The 18,693-nt window shown below is 63.3% G+C and carries 21 protein-coding genes; 11 read left to right on the top strand and 10 right to left on the bottom strand.

Features of this window, described 5'->3' with window-relative positions:
• Positions 1-23 precede the first annotated feature (23 nt).
• Both JNA92_RS16785 and JNA92_RS16780 read right to left on the bottom strand, forming a co-directional pair.
• Positions 24-404 (bottom strand): Mor transcription activator family protein, encoded by a 381-nt coding sequence (locus JNA92_RS16785; protein WP_241805791.1) that lies wholly within the window; start codon positions 402-404, stop codon positions 24-26.
• Between the two features lie 232 nt (positions 405-636).
• The gene (locus tag JNA92_RS16780; RefSeq protein WP_241805790.1) at positions 637-1,137 is read right to left on the bottom strand and encodes a hypothetical protein; all 501 of its coding nucleotides are present in this window, start codon (positions 1,135-1,137) and stop codon (positions 637-639) included.
• 150 nt (positions 1,138-1,287) lie between these two features.
• Here JNA92_RS16780 and JNA92_RS16775 point away from each other — a divergent pair, with 150 nt between their 5' ends.
• Positions 1,288-1,476, top strand: coding sequence for a hypothetical protein (locus tag JNA92_RS16775; protein ID WP_016394938.1), 189 nt, complete (start codon positions 1,288-1,290; stop codon positions 1,474-1,476).
• A 36-nt stretch (positions 1,477-1,512) separates the two neighbouring features.
• Here JNA92_RS16775 and JNA92_RS16770 read toward each other — a convergent pair whose 3' ends face one another.
• Positions 1,513-1,887, bottom strand: coding sequence for a fe2+ zn2+ uptake regulation protein (locus JNA92_RS16770; RefSeq protein WP_241805789.1), 375 nt, complete (start codon positions 1,885-1,887; stop codon positions 1,513-1,515).
• A 220-nt stretch (positions 1,888-2,107) separates the two neighbouring features.
• On the opposite strand from JNA92_RS16770, the gene JNA92_RS16765 reads away from it, so the two are divergent.
• Entirely contained in the window at positions 2,108-4,399 is a 2,292-nt protein-coding gene (locus JNA92_RS16765) for an acylase (RefSeq protein ID WP_241805926.1), read from the top strand.
• Positions 4,400-4,513: 114 nt separating this feature from the next.
• Here JNA92_RS16765 and JNA92_RS16760 read toward each other — a convergent pair whose 3' ends face one another.
• Both JNA92_RS16760 and JNA92_RS16755 read right to left on the bottom strand, forming a co-directional pair.
• Positions 4,514-5,236, bottom strand: coding sequence for a UDP-2,3-diacylglucosamine diphosphatase (locus JNA92_RS16760; RefSeq protein WP_241805788.1), 723 nt, complete (start codon positions 5,234-5,236; stop codon positions 4,514-4,516).
• Complete coding sequence (locus tag JNA92_RS16755; RefSeq protein ID WP_241805787.1) at positions 5,233-5,733, bottom strand: peptidylprolyl isomerase; 501 nt, start codon at positions 5,731-5,733, stop codon at positions 5,233-5,235. Before JNA92_RS16755 ends, JNA92_RS16760 begins: the two co-directional genes overlap by 4 nt.
• A 248-nt stretch (positions 5,734-5,981) precedes the next feature.
• Here JNA92_RS16755 and JNA92_RS16750 point away from each other — a divergent pair, with 248 nt between their 5' ends.
• Both JNA92_RS16750 and cysS read left to right on the top strand, forming a co-directional pair.
• The gene (locus tag JNA92_RS16750) at positions 5,982-7,685 is read left to right on the top strand and encodes a glutamine--tRNA ligase/YqeY domain fusion protein (RefSeq protein ID WP_241805786.1); all 1,704 of its coding nucleotides are present in this window, start codon (positions 5,982-5,984) and stop codon (positions 7,683-7,685) included.
• Positions 7,686-7,694: 9 nt separating this feature from the next.
• On the top strand, positions 7,695-9,077 hold the full coding sequence (cysS, locus tag JNA92_RS16745) for a cysteine--tRNA ligase (RefSeq protein ID WP_241805785.1): 1,383 nt from the start codon (positions 7,695-7,697) through the stop codon (positions 9,075-9,077).
• A 127-nt stretch (positions 9,078-9,204) separates the two neighbouring features.
• Here cysS and JNA92_RS16740 read toward each other — a convergent pair whose 3' ends face one another.
• The 5 genes from JNA92_RS16740 to JNA92_RS16720 form a co-directional block, all read right to left on the bottom strand.
• The gene (locus JNA92_RS16740; RefSeq protein ID WP_241805784.1) at positions 9,205-10,596 is read right to left on the bottom strand and encodes a sensor histidine kinase; all 1,392 of its coding nucleotides are present in this window, start codon (positions 10,594-10,596) and stop codon (positions 9,205-9,207) included.
• Entirely contained in the window at positions 10,574-11,254 is a 681-nt protein-coding gene (locus JNA92_RS16735; protein ID WP_241805783.1) for a response regulator transcription factor, read from the bottom strand. Before JNA92_RS16735 ends, JNA92_RS16740 begins: the two co-directional genes overlap by 23 nt.
• 207 nt (positions 11,255-11,461) lie before the next feature.
• Positions 11,462-12,481, bottom strand: coding sequence for a branched-chain amino acid aminotransferase (locus tag JNA92_RS16730; protein ID WP_039602754.1), 1,020 nt, complete (start codon positions 12,479-12,481; stop codon positions 11,462-11,464).
• Positions 12,482-12,669: 188 nt separating this feature from the next.
• Positions 12,670-13,032, bottom strand: a complete 363-nt coding sequence (locus JNA92_RS16725; RefSeq protein WP_241805782.1) for a hypothetical protein — start codon at positions 13,030-13,032, stop codon at positions 12,670-12,672.
• On the bottom strand, positions 13,029-13,406 hold the full coding sequence (locus JNA92_RS16720) for a glyoxalase superfamily protein (protein WP_241805781.1): 378 nt from the start codon (positions 13,404-13,406) through the stop codon (positions 13,029-13,031). Before JNA92_RS16720 ends, JNA92_RS16725 begins: the two co-directional genes overlap by 4 nt.
• A gap of 329 nt (positions 13,407-13,735) precedes the next feature.
• Between JNA92_RS16720 and JNA92_RS16715 the strand changes: the two genes are divergently transcribed.
• From JNA92_RS16715 to JNA92_RS16685, 7 genes are read left to right on the top strand one after another with little or no spacing between them, the layout of a single operon-like run.
• Complete coding sequence (locus JNA92_RS16715; protein WP_241805780.1) at positions 13,736-14,569, top strand: urease accessory protein UreD; 834 nt, start codon at positions 13,736-13,738, stop codon at positions 14,567-14,569.
• Between the two features lie 9 nt (positions 14,570-14,578).
• Positions 14,579-14,881 (top strand): urease subunit gamma, encoded by a 303-nt coding sequence (locus JNA92_RS16710; RefSeq protein ID WP_241805779.1) that lies wholly within the window; start codon positions 14,579-14,581, stop codon positions 14,879-14,881.
• Positions 14,882-14,900: 19 nt separating this feature from the next.
• Positions 14,901-15,218, top strand: a complete 318-nt coding sequence (locus JNA92_RS16705; RefSeq protein WP_241805925.1) for an urease subunit beta — start codon at positions 14,901-14,903, stop codon at positions 15,216-15,218.
• Positions 15,215-16,918, top strand: a complete 1,704-nt coding sequence (ureC, locus tag JNA92_RS16700) for an urease subunit alpha (protein ID WP_241805778.1) — start codon at positions 15,215-15,217, stop codon at positions 16,916-16,918. The genes JNA92_RS16705 and ureC overlap by 4 nt, the downstream gene beginning before the upstream one ends.
• Positions 16,919-16,928: 10 nt before the next feature.
• Positions 16,929-17,450: an urease accessory protein UreE gene (gene ureE, locus JNA92_RS16695; RefSeq protein WP_241805777.1), complete on the top strand. Its 522-nt coding sequence runs from the start codon at positions 16,929-16,931 to the stop codon at positions 17,448-17,450.
• A 15-nt stretch (positions 17,451-17,465) separates the two neighbouring features.
• Positions 17,466-18,011: a HupE/UreJ family protein gene (locus tag JNA92_RS16690; protein WP_241805776.1), complete on the top strand. Its 546-nt coding sequence runs from the start codon at positions 17,466-17,468 to the stop codon at positions 18,009-18,011.
• On the top strand, positions 18,011-18,685 hold the full coding sequence (locus JNA92_RS16685) for an urease accessory protein UreF (protein WP_241805775.1): 675 nt from the start codon (positions 18,011-18,013) through the stop codon (positions 18,683-18,685). The genes JNA92_RS16690 and JNA92_RS16685 overlap by 1 nt, the downstream gene beginning before the upstream one ends.
• Positions 18,686-18,693: the final 8 nt, after the last annotated feature.

Genomic DNA, 18,693 nt, shown 5'->3' with positions numbered 1-18,693 from the left:
TGAGTGCGGCCGGGTGGGTGTCGTCAGCGCGTGCAAGGCTCCTGGCGACGGATATTGCCGATCTGGCGCAGGCTCAGGCCGTACTTGTCGGCCAACAGGCTGCGTGACAGGCCCTCGGCGCTTTCTTTCTGGATTTGCAGGTTGCGCAATTGCCGCAGGAAGTGGTCTGGCTTGGGAATTTCCAGCGCCACACCGGCAAAGCGCTTGATCAGGGCGTCGAGGGCCTCACCCGGGAGTATCTCGGCGAGCTTGGTTCGCTCGCGGTGCTTGGGGATGTACTTGGGTCTGCCGCCAAAGGCACAGGTGAGCTGGTAGGCGTTTTCGATGCCGATACACTCGATCAGGGACTGCAGCGAATGCGGTAGCTGGCTGATGTCTATGGCTGTGAGATCTTGCAATTCCATATGTGGCTCCCTCGCGGTTGATGGGGCGCGATGCTTGGATATGCCGCAATGACGTGTCGGCGATTACCATCGGCGCTCTGTCGCTGGCATGAGCGGATTGTCAGTGAGTGACGAATACTGTCGCTAGGCGCCAAGTGGTCCAGCTGTTGTAGCCTCAAGGTGCAGGATTTGAAGGCAACGATTTCGCGCGTTGTAGGACATCGCTCTGGCGTTGCCCTACAGGCGTTGATACTCAGGGGGGCGCTTTTCCGTGAGGCAACTGGGTGCCAGTACCCTCAACGCAGGGGTAAACATGCATCAAGCTCACGTTGGCGAGGTAGGCGTGGGGCCGACTGGCCATGGTTTGAGGCAGGCTGCGCCAATCCACCACGAGGCAGAGTGCACTGAGCGATTGTTTGTCGTGCCGGCCCAGTACCTTATCGGGGAAGGACCTGCGGTAGAGCGCCAGGGTCTTGCCTACGGCTTCGACCTGCCCGGCGTTGGCCAAGGTTTCGTAGGCGAGCTTGGGCAGCTGGGGCTGTTCGAGGGTGAAATGGGCGTGGCCAGGCCCGGCGATCAGGTGCCCGGCCGCCCTCGTTCGCTGCCATAACTGCTGCCATTGACTGCTGCCGGCGTGGGCCGCCAGTTCGCGGCCCAGTTCGAGCAATCGTTCAGGCGGTATCTGGCGGACATCCAGCGCGTGGGTGGGCAGAGCGGGGAGTAACAACAGAATGAGCAGGGCGGGCTTGAGCATGGAGCCTCCAACTTGGGGGTAGGGAGGCCAATGCTTTCAGGCTTGAGGGGCCGCGCTAAGCAGGAAATGCAGCGCCAAAAGCCACGGGCGTTGTATCATGGCGCCGGCTCGTTGCGAGCCATTTGCCCCCGATGTTGCAAGGAACTATCGATGACACACGTGCAGCGCCTCAAATATTCGATTCTGATCATCCTGGTGGTGCTGGGCCTCATGCTGGGCCTGTCGCACCTGCAGAAACAGGGCACCATCAGTGAACAGACCTTCCAGATGCTGGCCATCGCCATTGCAGTCGTGGTGGTCGTGATCAACGGGATTCTGCGGCGCAAGGTCAAGCCCTGACCCTTGCCGGCCGGCCAGCGATGGCCGGCCTTGCGCTCAGCGCGAAGAGGGCTGCTCGAGCACGGCGCGCGCTTGCGGGTTGAGGCTGTAGCACTTGTCGTTGCCCAAGTGGATCACGCCCTCTGCGCACAGTCGCTTGAGCACCTCCCGCACACTGAGAAACGACAGCGGAATATCCAGTTGTTCCAGGTGCGCGTGCACCCCGCGCACGCCAATGCTGCGCCCGGCGCGGCCGGCGCTGTGCAGGGCATCGATCACTTTGAGACGGATCAGGCTGGTACGCAGCCCATAGGTGCGCAGCAACTCGCGGATCTGTTCGTTGCCGACACGCTCTTCCCCGCAGGCGTCCTGTCCATTGGCCGCCTCGGCCGGGGTTCGCCCGGGCTGAAGTGAAGGTTGCGGGTTGTACATGTGAATGCTCCTTTTCGTGGACTGTCCCGAAATATGGGTGCCTCACTTACTAGGACGAATGAGCGCGGAGAAACTGCAGCTTTTGCGCAAAAAAAATCGCTGCCTGTGTCATGAAGACGGATCTGATGCGCCTGCTGCGTAAAATTTTCATCTGGGTGTTCGTCTGATTGGGAATGATCCCAGAAGCCCAGGAGTGCCCGTGCTCTCAATTTCAAGACCCATGACCTGCGTTGGCCTTGCGGCCGCGTTGGTTGCCTCAAGCCTCGCCGCGCAGGCGCAAGCGGCCAGTAGCGATGCCACTGCGCAAATCCGGCGCACCAGTTTCGGCGTGCCGCATATCGTGGCCAAGGATGAGCGCGGTCTGGGTTACGGCATCGGTTATGCCTATGGCCAAGACAACCTGTGCCTGCTGGCCAATGAAGTGCTGACGGTCAACGGTGAACGCTCGCGCTTTTTTGGCGCGCAGGGCAAAACCCTCGAGCAGCGCGATAACCTGGCCAGCGACCTGTTCTTCACCTGGCTCAATACGCCGACCGCGGTCAACAGCTTCCTCCAGGCCCAACCCTCTGAGGTGCGCGATTTGCTGGAAGGCTATGCCAGTGGTTTCAACCGTGCCCTGGCCGAGCGCCGTAGCCAAGGGCTGCCGGCAGAATGCGGGGATGGCCAGTGGTTGCGGCCGATCACCAGCCTGGACCTGATCAAGCTGACCCGCCGTCTGCTGGCGGAGGGCGGGTTGGGGCAATTCGCCGAAGCGTTGGCGGGTGCCCAACCGCCACAGCTGACCAGCCAGCAGGCAGCGCACACGTTCGGCGAGGCACTGGCCCAGCAACAGCGTTTCGCTTCGGAACGGGGCAGCAATGCTGTTGCCGTGGGCGCAGAGCGTTCGGCCAACGGCCGCGGCCTGTTGCTGGCCAACCCGCATTTCCCCTGGATGGGCGGGATGCGCTTCTACCAGATGCAGCTGTCCATCCCAGGCCAGCTGGACGTGATGGGGGCCGCACTGCCTGGTTTGCCAGTAGTGAACATTGGTTTCAACCGTCATCTGGCCTGGACTCATACGGTCGATACTTCCAAGCACTTCACGCTCTATAAACTGCAACTGGACCCGCAAGACCCGACGCGGTACCTGTTCGATGGCAAGTCCTTGCCCCTGACCCGGCAGGCTGTGAGTGTCACGGTCAAGGCTGAAGATGGCACACTGAGCCAGGTGGAGCGCCAGGTCTACAGCTCGAAATTCGGGCCCGTTGTGCAGTGGCCAGGCCGCCTGGACTGGGACAGCAAAACGGCCTACAGCCTGCGTGACGCCAATCTGGACAATACCCGTGTGCTGCAGCAGTGGTATCGCATCAACCGTGCCGATAGCCTGGCGGCACTGCAGGGCTCGATCGAGCAGTTGCAAGGCATACCCTGGGTCAACACCTTGGCTGTCGATTCGGGCGGTAAGGCGCTCTACCTTAACCAGTCGGTGGTGCCCTACGTGGACCAGCAGTTGCTCAGCCAGTGCAGCAACCCGGCGGCGCAAGGCCCGCTGGTAGTGCTCGATGGCTCACGCAGCGCCTGCCAGTGGAAGGTCGATGCCCAGGCGGCGCAGCCTGGCATCTTCCCGCCACGTCTGTTGCCCAGCCTTGCGCGCAACGATTTCGTGCAAAGCTCCAACGACCCGGCGTGGATGACCAACCCCGCCCAGCCGTTGACCGGGTACTCACCGCTGATCAGCCGCAGCGACCAGCCATTGGGTATGCGCGGGCGCTTCGCGCTCGAGCGCCTGCAAGGCAAGGCCAAGCTGGGGGTGGAGGACCTGCAGCGTATGGTGATGGATGACGAGGTCTACCTGGCCAGCCTGGTGCTTCCAGACTTGCTGCAATGGTGCAAAGGCGCTGAGGCCGATTTGCAGGCGTTATGTACGAGCCTGGCAAGCTGGGATGGCAAGGCTGACCTTGACAGTGGGATTGGCCTGGTGCATTTCCAGAACATCGTCGAAAACATGGCCAGGCATCCGCAAAGCTGGCGGGTGGCGTTTGATCCGGCAGACCCGCAACACACCCCCCGCGGCTTGGCAGTGGAGCAGGCCGCGGTGCGCAAGTTGCTGCGCGAAGCGGCGCTGGCCTCCCTGCAGCAGGTCGCCAAAGCCGGGGTTGCTGAAGGCAGCCGTTGGGGGCAGATCCAGCAGGCGGCCGATGGCACGCCGGTACCGGGCGGCGCGCAGGCGATGGGGGTGTACAACGCGATCTACAGCATCCCGCATGGGCCGGGCAAGCGCTTGGTGGTCAGTGGCACCAGTTACCTGCAACTGGTCAGTTTCACCGAGGATGGGCCGCAGGCGCGGGGGCTGTTGGCCTTCTCGCAATCCAGCGAAGCCGCTTCGGCACATTCGAGCGACCAGACCAAGGCCTTCTCGGCCAAGCAGTTGGCGCCCATTCCGTTCACCGAGGCGCAAATCAAGGCTGACCCTGAGTATCGGCAGTATGTGATCAGCGAGGGTGACAAGGCGGCGGTGGCGAGCCGGCCTTGAGTCGCAAACCAGTACCAGTCTGATCGCCGGCAAGCCGGCATCTACAGGTTCGCCACAGCGTATTTGTAGCGCCGGCTTGCCGGCGATCAGGCCGGTATGGCCAAGCCATCAGCTTCAGGAAAACTCGAAGGGTTCCAACTGAAAGCCCTGCGCATCGACCTGCAGGGTCCAGCCACGACGGTCCCAATCGCCCAGCACGATGCGCCGGGCCGGCTCCCCGTTCACCACCAGCTTGTGGATCGCCGGCCGGTGAGTGTGGCCATGCACCAGCGTTTTCACACCGTGCGCCGCCATCACCGCTGGCACTTCTTCGGCTGTGACATCGACAATGTCGGTGGCTTTCATGCGCGTCTGGGCACGGCTTTCGCTACGCAGCTTGCGCGCCAGCTTCTGCCGGGTGGCAAGCGGCAAGTGCCGTAGAACCCACAGGCTCAGCGGGTTGCGCAGATAGCGGCGCATTTTCATGTAGCCGATGTCGCGGGTGCACAGGGTGTCGCCATGCATCAGCAAAACCTGCTCGCCGCCAAGGCTGATCACGCTGGGGTCGGCCAGCAAGGTGCAGCCGGCCGCTTGGCAGAAGCCCTCGCCAATCAAAAAGTCGCGGTTGCCGTGCATCAGGTAGACGGCCGTGCCGCTGTCGCTCAGCCGGCGCAGGGCCTGGCAGATCGACTGCTGAAAGGGCGTCATGGCATCGTCGCCGATCCAGGCTTCGAAGAAGTCGCCGAGGATGTACAGCGCATCGGCGTGGCGTGCGCGGCCGTCGAGCAGATCAAGAAACGCCCGGGTGATATCCGGGCGTTCTTCTTGCAGATGCAGATCAGAGATCAGCAGTATCACTCAACGATCTCGGCTTTCTCGATGATCACGTCGTCTTTAGGTACGTCCTGGTGGCCAGCGTTGGAACCGGTGGCGACCTTTTCGATGGCGTCGACGATTTCACGGCCTTCGGTCACTTCGCCGAACACCGCGTAGCCCCAGCCCTGGGTGTTCTTGCCGCTGTGGTTGAGGAAGTCGTTGTCGGAGGCGTTGATGAAGAACTGGGCCGAGGCCGAGTGCGGGTCCATGGTGCGGGCCATGGCGATGCTGTACTTGGTGTTCTTCAGGCCGTTGTCAGCTTCGTTCTGGATGCTGGCGCGGGTCTTCTTCTGGCTCATGCCTGGCTCGAAGCCGCCGCCCTGGATCATGAAACCCTTGATCACACGGTGGAACACGGTGCCGTCGTAGTGACCGTCCTTGACGTACTGAACGAAGTTTGCCGTGGTGAGCGGCGCCTTTTCGGCGTCCAGTTGCAGGACGATAACGCCGTGGTTGGTGGTCAGTTTGACTTTGGACATGCTGGAATTCGCTCTTTCAAGGCATTCGGGAATTAGGGTGCGCAGTGCGCCTGTAGTCACCTGACGCAGGATCGGGCGACCGCGACACATGGCGCGCACTGGCCATTTTGCCAGGCCGCGACAAAAAGCTGCGATAAATCACGGCAGTTTGTCCGAGCCTGGCTGTCAGCAGCTTGACTGCTTCGGCTATGATAGGCCCTTTGATTCAATCGGCCTACCCAGGCCGGACACGTGCATTCAAGGATCCTATGAGCAAGCCCACTGCCGACAACGCGCCCAACGCCGCTGCCAAAGGCGCCCCCGCCGTCCCTGCGAACTTCCTGCGGCCGATCATCCAGGCCGACCTGGACTCGGGCAAGCACAGCAGCATCGTCACTCGTTTTCCGCCGGAGCCCAATGGCTACCTGCACATTGGCCATGCCAAGTCGATCTGCGTCAACTTCGGCCTGGCCAAGGAGTTCGGCGGCGTCTGTCACCTGCGCTTCGACGACACCAACCCGGCCAAGGAAGACCAGGAGTACATCGATGCCATCCAGCGCGACGTCAAATGGCTGGGCTTCGACTGGGCCGGCGAGGTGCGTTATGCCTCGAACTACTTCGACCAACTGCACGATTGGGCCGTTGAACTGATCAAGCGTGGCAAGGCCTATGTCTGCGACCTGACCCCTGATCAGGCCAAGGCCTACCGTGGCAGCCTGACCGAGCCTGGCCAGAACAGCCCGTTCCGTGAGCGCAGCGTCGAAGAGAACCTCGACCTGTTCGCCCGCATGAAGGCTGGCGAGTTCAAGGATGGCGAGCGCGTGCTGCGGGCCAAGATCGACATGGCCTCGCCGAACATGAACCTGCGCGACCCGATCCTGTACCGCATCCGTCATGCCCACCACCACCAGACCGGTGACAAGTGGTGCATCTACCCCAACTATGACTTCACCCATGGTCAGTCCGATGCCATCGAAGGCATCACCCACTCGATCTGCACCCTGGAGTTCGAAGGCCATCGGCCGCTGTACGACTGGTTCCTCGACAACCTGCCGGTACCGGCGCACCCGCGTCAGTACGAGTTCAGCCGCCTGAACCTGAACTACACCATCACCTCCAAGCGCAAGCTCAAGCAGCTGGTCGACGAGAAACATGTCAGCGGCTGGGACGACCCGCGCATGTCCACCCTGTCGGGCTTCCGCCGTCGCGGTTACACCCCGGCCTCGATCCGCAACTTCTGCGAGATGGTCGGTACCAACCGCTCCGACGGCGTCGTCGACATGTCGATGCTCGAGTTCAGCATCCGTGACGACCTCGACCGCACCGCGCCACGCGCCATGTGCGTGCTGCGCCCGCTCAAAGTGGTCATCACCAACTACCCTGAAGGCCAGGTCGAGCAGCTCGAACTGCCGCGCCACCCCAAGGAAGACATGGGCGTGCGCGTGCTGCCCTTCGCTCGCGAGCTGTACATCGACCGCGACGATTTCATGGAAGAGCCGCCAAAGGGTTACAAGCGCCTGGAGCCGGCCGGTGAAGTGCGCCTGCGCGGCAGCTACGTGATCCGCGCCGACGAAGCGGTCAAGGACGCCGAGGGCAACATCGTCGAGCTGCGCTGCTCCTACGACCCGGAGACCCTGGGCAAGAACCCCGAGGGCCGCAAGGTCAAGGGCGTGATCCACTGGGTGCCGGCAGACGCCAGTGTCGAATGCGAAGTGCGCCTGTACGACCGCCTGTTCCGCTCGCCGAACCCAGAGAAAGCCGAGGAGGGCGCCAGCTTCCTCGACAACATCAACCCGGGCTCGCTGCAAGTGCTGACCGGCTGCCGTGCCGAGCCGTCGCTGGGCCAGGCGCAGCCTGAAGACCGCTTCCAGTTCGAGCGCGAAGGCTACTTCTGCGCCGACCTCAAGGACAGCCAGCCGGGCCGCCCGGTGTTCAACCGCACCGTCACCCTGCGTGACTCCTGGGGCAGCTAAGGAACCGCCGTGCTTACCATCTACAACACGCTGAGCAAAACCAAGGAAGTCTTCAAGCCGCTCGATGGCAACAAGGTGCGTATGTACGTGTGCGGCATGACCGTGTACGACTACTGCCACCTGGGCCATGGCCGCAGCATGGTGGCCTTCGACCTGGTCACCCGTTGGCTGCGCAAGAGCGGCTATGAGCTGACCTATGTGCGCAACATCACCGACATCGATGACAAGATCATCAACCGGGCCAACGAGAACGGCGAAACCTTCGACGCGCTCACAGCCCGCATGATCGATGCGATGCACGAGGACGAACGGCGCCTGAACATCCTCAAACCGGACCAGGAACCGCGTGCCACCGACCATATCGCCGGCATGCACGCGATGATCCAGACCTTGATCGACAAGGGCTACGCCTACGCGCCCGGCAATGGCGACGTGTACTACCGGGTCGGCAAGTTCGTCGGCTACGGCAAGCTGTCGCGCAAGAAGATCGAGGACCTGCGCATCGGTGCCCGCATCGAGGTCGATGAGGCCAAGCAGGACCCGCTCGACTTCGTCCTGTGGAAGGGCGTCAAGCCGGGCGAGCCGTACTGGGATTCGCCGTGGGGGCCGGGCCGTCCGGGCTGGCACATCGAGTGCTCGGTGATGTCCACCTGCTGCCTGGGCGAGAGCTTCGACATCCACGGTGGCGGCAGCGACCTGGAGTTCCCGCACCACGAGAACGAAATCGCCCAGAGCGAAGCGGCGACCGGCAAGCAGTACGCCAATGCCTGGATGCATTGCGGCATGATCCGCATCAATGGCGAGAAGATGTCCAAGTCATTGAACAACTTCTTCACCATCCGTGACGTGCTCGACGTATACCACCCGGAGGTGGTGCGCTACCTGCTGGTGGCCAGTCACTACCGCAGTGCTATCAACTACTCCGAAGACAGCCTGCGTGATGCCAAAGGTGCCTTGGAGCGCTTCTATCACGCACTGCGGGGTTTGCCGCGTGTGGCAGCCAAGGGTGGTGAGGAATTCGTCGAGCGCTTCAGCGTGGCGATGAACGACGACTTCAACACCCCCGAAGCCTGTGCCGTGCTGTTCGACCTGGTGCGCGAAATCAACCGCCTGCGCGACAGCGACCCGGATGCGGCTGCTGGCCTGGCCGGTCGCCTGCGCGAGCTGGGTGATGTGCTGGGTGTGCTGCAGCTGGAGGCCGATGACTTCCTGCGTGCAGGGGCTGAGGGCAAGGTCGATGCGGCTGAAGTGGAGGCGCTGATCCAGGCGCGTCTGCAGGCGCGAGCCGACAAGAACTGGGCAGAGTCCGACCGGATCCGTGACCAGCTGACCGCCATGGGCGTGGTGCTGGAAGACGGCAAGGGTGGCACTACCTGGCGTCTGGCTGACTGATGATGTAAAGGGGGCCGCTTAGCGGCCCCATCGCCGGCAAGCCGGCTCCCACAGGTATTGCGCAGGGCTTGACGGTCGTGCTGTCGTGGTGGGCTTGCCGGCGTGGGCTGCACGGCAGTCCCCGCTTTTACCTCGGCAACCCCGGCAACGGGCAATGCAAGACCAGCTTGGCCCCACCCAGCTCACTGTCACCCACCTCCAGCCCAAACCCGTGCAAGTCGACGATCGCCGCAACGATCGACAAACCGAGCCCGAACCCCGGGTGGCGGTGGCCTTCATCGCTGCGATAGAACCGCTTCAGCACTGCAGTGCGCTCTTGTTCCGGAATCCCAGGTCCGCTGTCCTCGATAGCGATATGCACGCCTGCCTCGTCCTGCGTCGCGGTAATGGCTACCCGGCCACCTTCTGGCGTGAACTTGATGGCATTGCCCACCAGGTTGGCCAGCGCTTCGAACAGCAACTCACGGTCCCCATGCAGCGCCGCCAGGTGCTCAGGCTGCTGCAGCTGCAGGCGGATGCCGCCATCTTCAGCCAGGGGCAGGTAGAAATCGTGCAACTCCACCAGCAACTCACGCGGGTGAAGCTCAATGAAGCCGGCGCGGCGCTGGCGATCCTCCAGCTCACTGATGCGCAACAGGCCACGAAAACGTGCCATCAGGGTATCGGTTTCGCCGATGGCCTGGTCCAGTGCTTCGGCTTGCGCTGAGTCCAAACCGCTCTGCTGGCGGATGCGGTACAGCTGCGCTCGCAGGCGGGTGAGCGGTGTGCGCAGGTCGTGGGCAATGTTGTCGCACACGCCCTTGACCTCGTGCATCAGCCGTTCGATCCGGTCAAGCATGGCGTTGACGATGGCTGCCAGCATGTCCAGTTCGTCGCGCCGGGCCGACAGTGGCAGGCGGTGGGTGAGGTCGCCGGCGACGATCAGCTCTGCCTGCGCCTGTATCGCGCGAATGCGTTTCAAAGGCCTGCGCCGCAGCATGTACCAGCCAGCGAAGCCAGGGATGAGTGTCAGCGATATGCCCCATAGCAAGGCGTGCAGGATGATGCGTGTCACCACGAACAACGAGCCGTTGTCGCGCAGCAGTACCAGCCAGCGGCCGTCCTGAACCTTGATTGCCACCGCGTCGCAGCTGTCACGCGGCATGTGCGGGTCATCGGCGTCCAGGCAGCGCTCGAGTTCATGCACCTTGCCGTCCAGGCCCAGTTCCGGCGGGATAGCACGGATGCGCCCGCCGATCGGATTGAGCTGGGCGTCGAACAGGCCGTAGGCATCGAAGGCACGCTCCTCGAATGCCTGGCTGGCGATCAGGGCGTCGTCCAGCTGCTTGCCGCTCATGTGTGCGAACAGGTGCTGGCGCTGCAGCATGGAGTGGCGGGTAAGCTTGTTCAGGTAGCTGGACACCTCGAAATACAGCACCCCCATGAGGATGCTGCTCCAGGCCACGAAGAGGAAGCTGTACAACGCCAGCAGGCGGCTGGTCGAGGAGCTCCAGCCCTTAGTTGGGTTCAGCAATGGCATAGCCGGAGCCCCGTACGGTACGGATCAGCGGCGCTTGCCCGGGGGAATCGATCTTCTTGCGCAGGCGGCCGATATGCACATCGATCAGGTTGGTGCCAGGGTCGAAGTGGTAGCCCCAGACTTCCTCGAAGATCATCATCCGCGTGATCACCTGGCCGCTGTGGCGCATCAGGTACTCCAGCAGTTTGTACTCGGTGGGCAACAGGTTGAGCGTCTGGTCGCCGCGGCGGGCCTCATGGCTGATCAGGTCCAGTTGCAGGTCGGCGACCTGCAGTCGGGTCTGGGTCATCGGCACGCTGTTGCGCCGCAGCAGCACTTCCACCCGTGCAGCCATCTCGTCGGAGGCGAACGGCTTGGTCAGGTAGTCGTCGCCACCGGCACGCAAGCCTCGCACACGCTCATCGACGTCGGACAGTGCGCTGATCATCAGGATTGGCGTTGCGATTTTAAGGTTGCGCAGGGTGGTGACGATGGTCAGGCCATCGACCTCAGGCAGCATGCGGTCCAGGGTGATCAGGTCATAGCCGCCGCCGATGGCTTTGGCCAGGCCTTCACGGCCATTGTCTGCCCAATCCACTTCCAGACCGTGGCTGGTGAGTTCGGCGACGATTTCCTGGCCGGTGACGGCGTCGTCTTCGATGGTCAGTACGCGTGGCATGCTGGTTCCTGGGCGTCTAGTGGAGGCTTGATTGTGCCAAAGAATAGACTGCCGGGAATTTAAGAAAAATTCATCTGGCTGCAGATTGGCTAAAGTTGACGCAATTGCGCGGGAGGCGGCCTGCCAGCGATGAGGCCGGACCTATCAGGCAGAAAAAAGGGCATGCCAGCGTCTGGCATGCCCTGCGGTTCGGCGTGGTGCGAAGGCTCAGGCGACCTTGACGATCCAGCCAGCCGGTGCTTCGACGTCGCCACTCTGAATGCCGGTCAGCTCGTTATAGAGCTTCTGGGTGACCGGGCCGACTTTTTCCAGGTCGTGGAACACGTGCAGCTTGCCGTTGTACTCGATGCCACCGATCGGGGTGATCACCGCGGCGGTACCGCAGGCACCCGCTTCGATGAAGCGGTCGAGCTTGTTGATTTCGACATCGCCTTCGATCACGGTCAGGCCCAGGCGCGAGGACGCCAGTTCCATCAGCGACAGGCGGGTGATACCTGGCAGTACCGAGGCCGATTTCGGGGTGATGAATTCATTGTTGGCGGTGATGCCGAAGAAGTTAGCCGAGCCGACTTCCTCGATCTTGGTGTGGGTCAGCGGATCGAGGTAGATGGCGTCGGCGAAGTTGGCTTTCTTGGCTTCAGCACCTGGCTGCAGGCTGGCTGCATAGTTGCCGCCGACCTTGGCGGCGCCGGTGCCCTGTGGCGCGGCGCGGTCGAAGCTGGAAATCTGGAAGTTGTGCGGCTTCATGCCGCCTTTGAAGTACGAGCCAACCGGGATGGCGAATACCGAGAAGATGAACTCGGGGGCGGTGCGCACGCCGATGTTATCGCCGGTGCCGATCACGAACGGGCGCAGGTACAGGGCACCCTTGCCGTGTGGCGGGACGAATTTCTCGTTGGCCTTGACCACTTGCTTGCAGGCCTCGATGAACACATCGGTTGGCACGTGCGGCATCAGCAGGCGAGCGCAGCTGCGCTGCATGCGGGCGGCGTTCTGGTCAGGGCGGAACAGGTTGATCGAGCCGTCTTTGCAGCGGTAGGCCTTCAGGCCTTCGAAGCACTGCTGGCCATAGTGCAGGGCAGTGGAGCCTTCACTGATGTGCAGCACATTGTCTTCGGTCAGGGTGCCTTTGTCCCACTCACCGTTGCGCCATACGGACAGGTAGCGCTTGTCGGTCTTGATGTAGTCGAAACCCAGCTTGTCCCAGTTAATGCTTTCGTTACTCATGACACCCTCGATTGTCTTGCAAGTGCCCGATCGCTCGGGCTGCTGTTATATGCGCACCTCGCCACGATAATACATCCGCCGCGGATCGGGAACGCCCAGTCACGAATTGGGGGCGCGGGGCTGGCGATGGATTTGCGGTGTCCTTGGCCGATCAGGGCCAGCATTGCGCCATGTGACTGCCTCCAGCGCTAGCGCGCAGCACCGAGGCGCCTGTTCCAATCCCCGCCATGGCTTCGCTCACACGCCTCTTCGCTGTCAAAGCGCACATGCCATGCCGGGTGATCCAGCGCTACTCCTGCTTCGTCCAGCGCCTGGGCCGTCAGCTTGAGCATGCGTGCCTTGGCATCACCCGCCAGCGCTGCGGCCTTGTCGACTTCGCGCTCGAAGACCCAGGTGATGCGCAAGCTGGCAGGGAACTGATCAGGGTCCAGGCGATGGGTCAGCCAACTGAACCCGACGATCTGTGCCTTGGCCGTTTCGCATGCGTCGGTCAGGCATGCCACCAGTTCACGCTCAAGGCGCGCCAGTTCGCGTTTGCCCAATGCTTTCATGGCGCGGCCTCGTCATCGATCTGTTGGCAGAAACGCAGCAGGTTGCCGAACGGGTCGCGTATCTGCATCTGCAGGCCCCAATCGACACGCTCAGCCTGTGGGCGGGCATAGCCGTACTGCTTGTCCTGCAGTTCACGTTGCAGTGCCAGCAGTTCGTCGGTGCGAGCAAACACCGTCGAGCCTGGGCACGCGTCGCCGTGGTGCTCGCTCAGGTGCAGGATCAGGCCGTCCCGATGAATTTGGGCATACAAAGGCAGGTCCGGGCTGAAGCGGTGCTCCCAGTCCAGGGTGAAGCCGAGGAAGTCGAGGTAGAACTCCTTGGCCTTTTCGACCGAGAAAATACGCAGGATGGGGATGGCAGGGGCGAGAGGCATGGCGGTTCCTTGGCCGTGGACGGTATGTGACTGGGTTGCCAGTCTACCGATTGTGGCGGCGGGCTGTCCTGTTCGCGGGGAAACACCCTGGCTGATTCGAGCACCGAAACAGGGCTGATGCGTGCCCTGGTGTCGTGCGTCATGAGCGGGCATGCCCCACGCCAGAGCCTTGCGCATTATGTTTCATGTGGCTTCACCTGCGTAGTTGGCCCGCAAACTGCTATATCCCAGCCAATCGAATTTGATCGAGTGGTCAGGCCTGCAGCACGTCAGTGCGCGGCGCTGGTGCTCGCAACGGTCATGAGGCCGTGAAAATCAGGGGCTATAGGATGTTGCTGGCGGAGCGCGTCGAAAAATCTGAACATGATGCAGGATGGAGCGCCTACCTGCAGTTGCGCTTTGTCGAGCGTGCTGGCGTGACCCGCCTTGGTGCGCGCCGTCATTTTGGCCCGCTTTTGGTGCAGCGGCCGTTCTACCCGGAGGGTGCGCCGTGCCACGTCTATGTGCTGCACCCGCCAGGGGGCATCGTTGCCGGTGATCGCCTGGAACTGGATCTTCAGCTAGAGCCTGGCAGCCATGCATTGCTGACCATGCCCGGCGCCAGCAAGTTTTATCGAAGTATCGGCCCCACCGCATGGCTGACCCAACGTTTTCATCTGCAAGCGGGCAGCACCCTGGAGTGGCTGCCCCAGGACAGCATTTTCTTTTCCGGTGCACGGGCCAGCCTCGACAGCCGCTTCATCCTTGAGCCCGGTGCTCGCCTGCTGGCCTGGGAGACGCTCTGCTTGGGCCGACCGGTGATGGGCGAGCGTTTCGCTCAGGGCGCGCTGGACAGCCGTCTTAGCATCGAGGTGCCCGACGACCCTGGCTTGAGCGAGCGCCTGCGCATCACCGGGGGCCAACTCGACAAGCTCGGCGGGCACCCCTTGCTCGCCACTTTCTGTGCCTACCCGGCAGATCCAACCGTGCTGGAAACGGTGCGGCCTCTGCTTGATGAACTGAAAACGCCAGGCGGCGCCACCTTGCTCGGTTCGCTGCTGGTGATTCGCCTGCTGGACCACGACAACCAACATCTGCAACACACCCTGCAGCGCCTCTGGCACGTCCTGCGGCCGGCCGTCCTCGGCCTGCCGGCGTGCCCGCCGCGCATCTGGGCCACTTGAGAGAGCGCCATGGAGCTGACCCCGAGAGAGAAAGACAAACTGCTGCTGTTCACTGCCGCACTGTTGGCGGAACGGCGCCTGGCCCGTGGCCTGAAGCTCAACTACCCCGAGGCGGTGGCGCTGATCAGCGCCGCAGTGCTCGAAGGCGCCCGTGATGGGCGTACGGTAGCCGAGCTGATGAGCCTGGGCCGGGAAGTGATCGGCCGCGAGCACGTCATGGACGGTGTGCCCGAGATGCTCCATGACGTGCAGGTCGAAGCCACCTTCCCTGACGGCACCAAGCTGGTGACCGTGCATGACCCCATCGTCTGACCTGGCTGAGGAGCCCAGCATGATCCCAGGTGAAATCCAGGTCGCCGCCGGCGACATCGAACTCAACGCCGGCCGCGAAACGGTCAGTGTCAACGTGGCCAATCATGGCGACCGGCCGGTGCAGGTGGGCTCGCATTACCACTTTTACGAGGTCAACGATGCCCTGGTGTTCGACCGCGCGCCTAGCCGCGGCTTTCGTCTCGACATTCCGGCCGGCACTGCCGTGCGCTTCGAACCGGGCCAGGCGCGTACCGTGCAGCTGGTCGCCTACGCCGGCAAGCGCGAGGTGTATGGCTTTCAGGGCAAAGTGATGGGCGCACTGGAGGGCCAGGCATGAGCCGTATTTCACGTCGGGCCTATGCCGACATGTTCGGCCCTACTGTCGGCGACCGTGTACGGCTGGCCGACACTGCGCTGTGGGTGGAGGTGGAGAAGGACTTCACGGTTTACGGCGAAGAGGTCAAGTTCGGTGGTGGCAAGGTCATCCGCGACGGCATGGGCCAGGGCCAGATGCTTGCTGCCCAGGCCATGGACCTGGTGTTGACCAACGCCTTGATCATCGATCACTGGGGTATCGTCAAGGCCGATATCGGCGTCAAGCACGGGCGTATCGTTGCCATCGGCAAGGCCGGCAACCCTGACGTGCAGCCGGGCGTGACCGTGCCAGTGGGCCCAGGCACGGAGGTGATCGCGGCCGAAGGCAAGATCGTCACCGCCGGGGGCATCGATTCGCACATTCACTTCATCTGCCCTCAGCAGGTGGAAGAAGCGCTGACCAGTGGCGTCACCACGTTCATCGGCGGTGGCACCGGGCCGGCCACCGGTACCAATGCCACCACTTGCACCCCGGGGCCCTGGTACCTGGCGCGCATGCTCCAGGCGGCCGACAGCCTGCCGATCAACATCGGCCTGCTGGGCAAGGGCAATGCGTCGCGTCCTGACGCGCTGCGCGAGCAGATCGCTGCGGGTGCGGTGGGCCTGAAGCTGCACGAGGACTGGGGCTCTACCCCGGCCGCCATCGACTGCTGCCTGGGCGTTGCCGAGGAAATGGACATCCAGGTGGCGATTCACACCGACACCCTCAACGAGTCCGGTTGCATCGAAGACACCCTGGCCGCCATCGGTGATCGCACCATCCATACCTTCCACACCGAAGGGGCCGGCGGCGGCCATGCACCGGATATCATCCGTGCGGCAGGGCAGGCCAACGTGCTGCCATCCTCGACCAACCCGACCCTGCCTTATACGGTCAACACCGTCGATGAACACCTCGACATGCTGATGGTCTGCCACCACCTGGACCCGAGCATCGCCGAGGACGTGGCGTTCGCCGAGTCACGCATCCGCCGCGAAACCATCGCCGCCGAAGACATCCTGCATGACATGGGCGCGTTCGCCATGACCTCGTCCGACTCCCAGGCCATGGGCCGCGTCGGTGAGGTGGTGCTGCGCACCTGGCAGGTCGCCCACCAGATGAAGGTGCGCCGCGGGCCTCTGGCGCCGGACAGCAGCTACAGCGACAACTTCCGGGTCAAGCGCTACATCGCCAAATACACCCTCAACCCGGCGCTGACCCATGGCATCGCCCATGAGGTGGGGTCGGTGGAGGTGGGCAAGCTGGCTGATCTGGTGCTGTGGTCGCCGGCCTTCTTCGCGGTCAAGCCGGCATTGGTCATCAAGGGCGGGATGATCGTCACCGCGCCCATGGGCGACATCAACGGTTCGATTCCGACCCCACAGCCGGTGCATTACCGGCCCATGTTCGGGGCGCTCGGTGCTGCCCGCCATGCCACGCGCATGACCTTCCTGCCCCAGGCCGCCATGGACCGTGGCCTGGCCCAGGAACTGGGCTTGCAGAGCCTGATCGGCGTGGCCCACGGCTGCCGCCAGGTACGCAAGGCCGACATGGTCCACAACACGTTGCAACCGGTGATCGAAGTCGATTCGCAGACCTACCAGGTACGCGCCGACGGCGAACTGCTGGTGTGCGAGCCGGCCAGCGAACTGCCGCTGGCCCAGCGTTATTTCCTGTTCTGAAGGAGCGAAAATGATTGTCCTGACCCGCCGGATCGATGCATCCGACACTATCACCGGCACCGTTACCCTGGACGTCGATAGCCGTATCAAGAGCCGCTTGCGGGTTGCCCTTGACGATGGCCGGGAGGCGGGCCTGATGCTTGAGCGCGGCCACCTGCTGCGCGGTGGCGAGCTGCTGGCCGATGCTGCGGGCAGCCAGGTGGTGCAGGTACTCGCAGCGCCCGAGGCGGTATCGACCGTGCGTTGCAGCGACCCGCACCTGCTGGCGCGTGCCGCGTACCACCTGGGCAACCGCCACGTCCCCCTGCAGATCGAGCCGGGCCTGCTGCGTTACCAGCACGACCACGTGCTTGACGACATGCTGCGCGGCCTGGGCCTGACGGTCGAGGCCGAGCAGGCACCGTTCGAGCCGGAAGCCGGGGCCTACCAGAGCGCGCCGCACAGCCACAGCCATAGCCATAGCCATAGCCATAGCCATAGCCATAGCCATGGGCACGATCACCCCTTCGTGCGCCTGCCAGCCCATTCCTGAACCTTGGAGCTCACAATGAAAAAAACGCTTGCCCTTGCGCTGCTGCTGGTTGCTCTGCCGGCCTTCGCCCACCCGGGCCATGACAGCAATCCGCTGCACGATGGCCTGTTGCATCCGCTGACCGGCCTCGATCACCTGTTGATGCTGTTGGGTACCGGTGTGCTGGCGGCCTTGACCCGACGCAACCTGGCCTTGCCGCTGGCAACCTTGGCGGCGATGTTCGCTGGCGCCGTGTGTGGCCATCTGTTCGGTGATGTGCTGGGCATGGAGACCATGATCGCCGTGTCGGTGCTGGTGGCAGGCGTCGCCGTACTGCTGCCTAGCCGGCAGTTGCTGCTGGCGCTGGCCATGCCTGTGTTTGCCCTGTTCCATGGCTGGGCCCATGGCGTTGAGGCCACGCCCAGCGCCTTTTGGCTTTTCAGCGCCGGTTTCGTCACCGTCAGCGGCTTGCTGCTGGTCGTGGGCTTCGCTGTCGGTTGCCTGCTGCGCCGCCATAGCGCGCTGCACAAAGCCTTTGGTGGCGGCATGCTTGCCGGCGCCGCAGTGGTGCTGGCCGGTTGATGAACAGCGACCTGGCATTGCTGCGCCTGCTGCAGCTGGCCAGCCCCGGCTTGCCGGTGGGGGGCTTTACCTACTCGCAAGGCCTTGAGTGGGCCGTTGAGGCGGGGTGGGTGCGAGACATCAAAAGCTTCAGCGCCTGGCAGTGCGAGCAGATGCACGACACCCTCGCTTACCTGGACTGGCCGGTCCTGGCGCGCCTGTACCACGCGTGCCAGGCCGATGATGCTGCCGCGTTTGCACGCTGGAGCCGCTTTCTGCTGGCCAACCGCGAAACTGCCGAGCTGCGCCTTGAAGAGCAGCAGCGGGGCGCGGCGCTGGCGCGCTTGCTCGATGGTTGGCAGTTGGGCCAGGCCCCGGTCTGGCGCCCAAGCCTGGAACTCAGCCAGTTGGGCGGCATGGCCTGGCTGGCCGTGCACTGGTCGATCCCGTTGCGCCAGCTTGCCCTTGGGCATGCCTTCGCCTGGTTGGAGGGCGCGGTCATGGCTGGGGTCAAACTGGTGCCGTTCGGCCAGCAGGCGGCCCAGACCCTGCTGCGCGACCTGGGTGAGACACTGCCCGGCATCATCGACCAAGCCCTGGCGCTTGGTGACGACCAGCTCGGTGGCGGCTTGCCGCTGCTGGCCATTGCATCATCGCGTCACGAAACCCAATACACCCGTTTATTCCGTTCCTGAGGACTGCC

Source organism: Pseudomonas putida (genome assembly GCF_022627325.1).
Taxonomy (GTDB): domain Bacteria; phylum Pseudomonadota; class Gammaproteobacteria; order Pseudomonadales; family Pseudomonadaceae; genus Aquipseudomonas; species Aquipseudomonas putida_X.
This window is presented reverse-complemented; position numbering and strand designations above follow the sequence as displayed.

Excerpts from the sequence above, each read along its gene's own strand:
- JNA92_RS16785 (WP_241805791.1), bottom strand. The coding sequence starts at position 404 with ATGGAATTGCAAGATCTCACAGCCATAGACATCAGCCAGCTACCGCAT.
- JNA92_RS16780 (WP_241805790.1), bottom strand. The coding sequence starts at position 1,137 with ATGCTCAAGCCCGCCCTGCTCATTCTGTTGTTACTCCCCGCTCTGCCC.
- JNA92_RS16775 (WP_016394938.1), top strand. The coding sequence starts at position 1,288 with ATGACACACGTGCAGCGCCTCAAATATTCGATTCTGATCATCCTGGTG.
- JNA92_RS16770 (WP_241805789.1), bottom strand. The coding sequence starts at position 1,887 with ATGTACAACCCGCAACCTTCACTTCAGCCCGGGCGAACCCCGGCCGAG.
- JNA92_RS16765 (WP_241805926.1), top strand. The coding sequence starts at position 2,108 with ATGACCTGCGTTGGCCTTGCGGCCGCGTTGGTTGCCTCAAGCCTCGCC.
- JNA92_RS16755 (WP_241805787.1), bottom strand. The coding sequence starts at position 5,733 with ATGTCCAAAGTCAAACTGACCACCAACCACGGCGTTATCGTCCTGCAA.
- JNA92_RS16750 (WP_241805786.1), top strand. The coding sequence starts at position 5,982 with ATGAGCAAGCCCACTGCCGACAACGCGCCCAACGCCGCTGCCAAAGGC.
- JNA92_RS16740 (WP_241805784.1), bottom strand. The coding sequence starts at position 10,596 with ATGCCATTGCTGAACCCAACTAAGGGCTGGAGCTCCTCGACCAGCCGC.
- JNA92_RS16735 (WP_241805783.1), bottom strand. The coding sequence starts at position 11,254 with ATGCCACGCGTACTGACCATCGAAGACGACGCCGTCACCGGCCAGGAA.
- JNA92_RS16730 (WP_039602754.1), bottom strand. The coding sequence starts at position 12,481 with ATGAGTAACGAAAGCATTAACTGGGACAAGCTGGGTTTCGACTACATC.
- JNA92_RS16725 (WP_241805782.1), bottom strand. The coding sequence starts at position 13,032 with ATGAAAGCATTGGGCAAACGCGAACTGGCGCGCCTTGAGCGTGAACTG.
- JNA92_RS16720 (WP_241805781.1), bottom strand. The coding sequence starts at position 13,406 with ATGCCTCTCGCCCCTGCCATCCCCATCCTGCGTATTTTCTCGGTCGAA.
- JNA92_RS16715 (WP_241805780.1), top strand. The coding sequence starts at position 13,736 with ATGTTGCTGGCGGAGCGCGTCGAAAAATCTGAACATGATGCAGGATGG.
- JNA92_RS16710 (WP_241805779.1), top strand. The coding sequence starts at position 14,579 with ATGGAGCTGACCCCGAGAGAGAAAGACAAACTGCTGCTGTTCACTGCC.
- JNA92_RS16705 (WP_241805925.1), top strand. The coding sequence starts at position 14,901 with ATGATCCCAGGTGAAATCCAGGTCGCCGCCGGCGACATCGAACTCAAC.
- ureC (WP_241805778.1), top strand. The coding sequence starts at position 15,215 with ATGAGCCGTATTTCACGTCGGGCCTATGCCGACATGTTCGGCCCTACT.
- ureE (WP_241805777.1), top strand. The coding sequence starts at position 16,929 with ATGATTGTCCTGACCCGCCGGATCGATGCATCCGACACTATCACCGGC.
- JNA92_RS16690 (WP_241805776.1), top strand. The coding sequence starts at position 17,466 with ATGAAAAAAACGCTTGCCCTTGCGCTGCTGCTGGTTGCTCTGCCGGCC.
- JNA92_RS16685 (WP_241805775.1), top strand. The coding sequence starts at position 18,011 with ATGAACAGCGACCTGGCATTGCTGCGCCTGCTGCAGCTGGCCAGCCCC.